This is a genomic window from Vibrio sp. 10N.222.49.A3 (genome assembly GCF_041475145.1).
Lineage (GTDB): Bacteria > Pseudomonadota > Gammaproteobacteria > Enterobacterales > Vibrionaceae > Vibrio > Vibrio tasmaniensis_A.
In genome coordinates this window covers 1-4,141 of record NZ_JBFRVM010000215.1, presented here as the reverse complement: position 1 = coordinate 4,141, position 4,141 = coordinate 1, and the positions used below count along the sequence as shown (strand labels likewise).

Genomic DNA, 4,141 nt, shown 5'->3' with positions numbered 1-4,141 from the left:
ACTTCTGGTGCAGATCAGTAAGCACAATCCTAGTTTCATTATCGCTATCACTTCAGAATTGATGAAAGTGGGGAAACCCTCTCCTAGAGCTTGCCTAACTCGCTGCCTAAATCAAATTATTAAGCCGAAATCTAAGTTAGATAAACCTTCTGAATCTTTTCACAACACCGGTTTTACAGCCGATGCATACTTATCATTTTTTGAAGCCTGTTTAATTCATGACTTGCCTATCGCGAATATTCGAAGGGGGGTTAATTATTACTTCAATTTCCCCATGTGCTATCGTGTTGCTGATGATCATCAATATGATGGTGCAAGGGAGAGCCTTCTACGCTACTTATCTATTCATGCAGCACTCAAAGGTGATTTTGATTTAAGCTTGGATAATTATATTCCTAGTAGCTGGAGTAGTAAGAATGATTCTTATGAAGCCAAGAGAGAGTTAGAGCGAGCTAAAGAGCAAGTTGGTAAGCTTTTACCTTGGTATATGGTAAGAGCTAAAGTTTTATCAGGTATAGACATAAACTTAAAAAAAGAGCATGAATCTGCAAACAATATATCTTCAAAAATAGGATACAGCTCTTATCGGGAATATGAACCAGTGCCTTTCGAAATTACAAAGGCAAAGTTTGAAAACATCCTGTTTTGTAACTCTGACTTCTTAGAAGAACAAGCTCTGTTCGTAAAAAATTACAACGACAATAAACTCAAAGTATCTTTTGTTGATGATTTCTATTTTCTTAGAGCTAGTTGTAGGAACGATAAGCTTCTTGAGCTAAGTGAGTCAATAGAAGAACATTGTTATTCATCTTTAAGAAACTATGACTATGACGAATCTCCAGAGTCGCGTTCAGAGCACTTTATTAAATTATCAAGAGCAGTCCTTTGTGTCGGCAGAGATGATGCCGCGTCTTATTTTGATGAGGCGCTAAACAAAGCATTAGACTTTGGAGAAGAAGGTGTCATTCGTTGGGAGGCATTAACATCAATTGCTAAGCGCAGTTCACAAAGTGGGGTCAATAATCCAGCGCTTGCCCATCGCTATATGAGATGTGCAGAAATGATTGGTGATTCAGTTGCCAGAGAAAAATATTGGGATCGCAATGATGCTGTATCAACCTGTTTTCAACTTTCGTCAGAATCAACTTTCCCCATATTAAGTCGGTGGAAGGATAGAAACGTAGGTTGGCATGAAAGGCAAATATATGCTTTAGCGCATAATGCGGTAGACTCAGATCTTGCATCACCAGCTTCACTATGGTCATTGTCATCATTTTCTTGGGAATATGGACTTTTTGACTTTTTAAAGAAATGTCTTGCCAAAGACCATTCCAAGCATAACCAGCAACGAATGCTAGATGATTATGTTCGAGTTTTGAGAACACAAGGAATTGTCGGTGATAAGTGGATAGAGATACATAAATTAGCAACGCAATATAAGCTGGAGTGTATAACATACGATGAAGTTAAACGGCTCGCAGCGTCTTTAAAGCAAGATAGAGCTGGCTCTTTACCTAGTGTAATGAAAAAAGAAGAAACTGAAGAATATCAGTGGGATAAGCTTTACGGACAATTTGACTTGTCAACTGACGCTGGCTTCAGAGATGCATTCCAGTGCTATGAAAACCAAGGTTACCCAAGGAAATCCGAACAGTTTTGGCGGGGATGCTATAAAAAGATTACTTCACGAAGATTACGTTCATTCCTAGATGTAATTAGTCAGTCAGAACAACTAGATTTTTATGATCTTCGGTGGGCATTTGAAAATATCCCTGATGCATGGAAAAACAAGGTCTCAGTAGAAAAGTCTTGGAATGATTCAGTTAAGTATATTGCATCTAGGTATCCCACTAGATTCACTACGATTTATGAAAGAGACTATATGTTGAATAGTTTCTTCTTAAATGAAGGTACTAATGTAGCCATAAAAGAAGGCGTTATTAAGGGATTATCAAACTCGGTCGATATAGAATCAGCTAGTGCCTTGTTTAGTTTTGCTCATTACAGTGCTAGTAATCTAAACATAGCAGAAGCCCAAGAATTAATAGACTTTGGCTTATCTAGGCTTGAGAGGCACATCGAAGAAGATTATGCCGATGGTAGTTGGAATGATTCTATACAAGTCCCCAAAAATCTCTCTCATGCTTTAGTTTGTTATATATATGTAAATCTCGGTTCACCTCAAGCTGAGGAACGGTGGAGAGCTGTGCATGCTGTTCGTAGATTATACAAACTTAATTGCCAGCCTGAAATCAACTTGCTTATAGAATGTTGCAACGAGGGACTACCTAAATATTATGTTCCGACCAAGTATACGTTTTATAATTTACATGCCAAATTATATTTGCTCGTAGCATTAACTCGTTGTGCAAGCGAATGCACTAACTTATTGATAGATAATAAAAATTTGTTTTCTGAAATCGCTTTGAATAATGAGTGTGGAATATTGTTTAAATATTATGGAAAACAAATATGCTTATCGTTACAGCAATTTAGGCCAGATTGTTTCGACAGATCTACGTTTGAAAAGCTTCAAAAAGTTTGTGTGTCGCCACACTCTACAATTAACGAAAACAAATATCGCTATTGCGTGGATTCACCTTGGCATAAAAAAAATACATTAGGCGATCTCCAAGAAGTTTGGTTTGCTTATGACTTCGATAGATACTGGTTTGAACCGTTAGGTCGTGTCTTTGGTATTCCAAGTGAGCAAGTCGAAGATCTTGCTAAAGATGTTTTATTTAACCGCTGGGAAATGAGCTTTGAATCTTCACACATACCAGATTCAAGAGCAGACCTTTGGAAAAATCGTAGAAATTGGCATGACATAGAGAGTTCACGTTCGAGTTATCCTAAAATTGACAACTACAGGTTTTATATATCATATCATTTGATGCTTGAAGTTGCCTCCAAATTACTGGAGGCCATGCCAGTAATTCAGGGGGAGGATGATGACGTTAATTGTTGGGATGCATGGCTTAACAAGCACTTAATTCTTAATAAGAACGGTATACTACTATCTGAGCTTAGGGATCCTATACCTATTTACAAACCGGATTGGTTAAATGAAAAATATGATGAAGACTGGCCATGGCAAATAGTTGAAACAGACTTTATTGATCAGCTTATTGCCAAAGACAAATCATCCACTTGGCTTAACGTTGAGGGCTGCTGGGATGAATATAAGGATGGTAGAAACGAGCATATATCGTTCTCTACTATTTTGGTTCCTAAAGAGCTAAGTCAGTCGCTTTTACATACAACTGCTAACTTCGATAGTCATATTGGTGAGTGTTATTTATACAACTTTTGCGATTCTGATTACGATTATCAAAACAATCAAAAGTTTCGTTGCAAGCAATGGCTGATCGCAGATGGTGAAATCAATGATATTGAACCGAAAGACCCATTCTCTGGAATAATATACGCTCAGCCCTATAAATTAAGCCAATGCGTGACTGAGGTAATCAATGTGACTTACAGTGAGGATGAAAAGAGCTGTACTTTATTATCAGACCACAGCATATGTCTTGAAAATAAATACTGGAGTGAGGATAAGCCCAACGATCCAGATTTTTACATAAGCTCTGGCAGCCCTGCCTCAGCATCTCTTAACTTTTTAAAACTTATCTGTGACCAACTGGATGTGGATATTGCTATACAAGTAAATATTCAGCGAACTTTCAAAGGATCATACAGAAATAGGAATAAAGATGATGAACTCGGATACATACCAAGATACAGCAAAACCTTCATCTTATCTGGAGACGGAAAACTTAGAGACACAAGAAAAAGTTATCAATTTAGGTAAAAAACTCATCTCTAGCTTTCAAGAAAACGACCTAGATTATATTACAGCTTGGATGATTAATTACCTATCTGAGCAGATTCTTTTAGCTGAGAACGGAGATGAGGAAGCGAAGAAGCAATGCTTTAATATTATAATACAGCTTTGGGAGAGCCGCTCAGTATTTCCTGACGGTACGAGACCATTTGAAAACTTCGAGCCTATATTTAAGGCTTTAGATTCGCTTAGCCCAGAAACCGTGATGCCCCGCTATTTTTCAAATAGTTATGATGGTCAGGAAAATGAGCAACTGGGAGGTTCAACGTCTTGGGTTGAGCGTAAACGCGCCATAAA

At 37.7% G+C, this 4,141-nt stretch carries 1 protein-coding gene and 1 pseudogene; both read left to right on the top strand.

Features of this window, described 5'->3' with window-relative positions:
- Nucleotides 1-61: 61 nt before the first annotated feature.
- Nucleotides 62-3,811 (top strand): hypothetical protein, encoded by a 3,750-nt coding sequence (locus AB4589_RS23275; RefSeq protein WP_372101785.1) that lies wholly within the window; start codon nt 62-64, stop codon nt 3,809-3,811.
- Nucleotides 3,714-4,141, top strand: a pseudogene (locus tag AB4589_RS23270) (hypothetical protein); the annotation flags it as partial. The gene AB4589_RS23275 and the pseudogene AB4589_RS23270, both read left to right, overlap by 98 nt.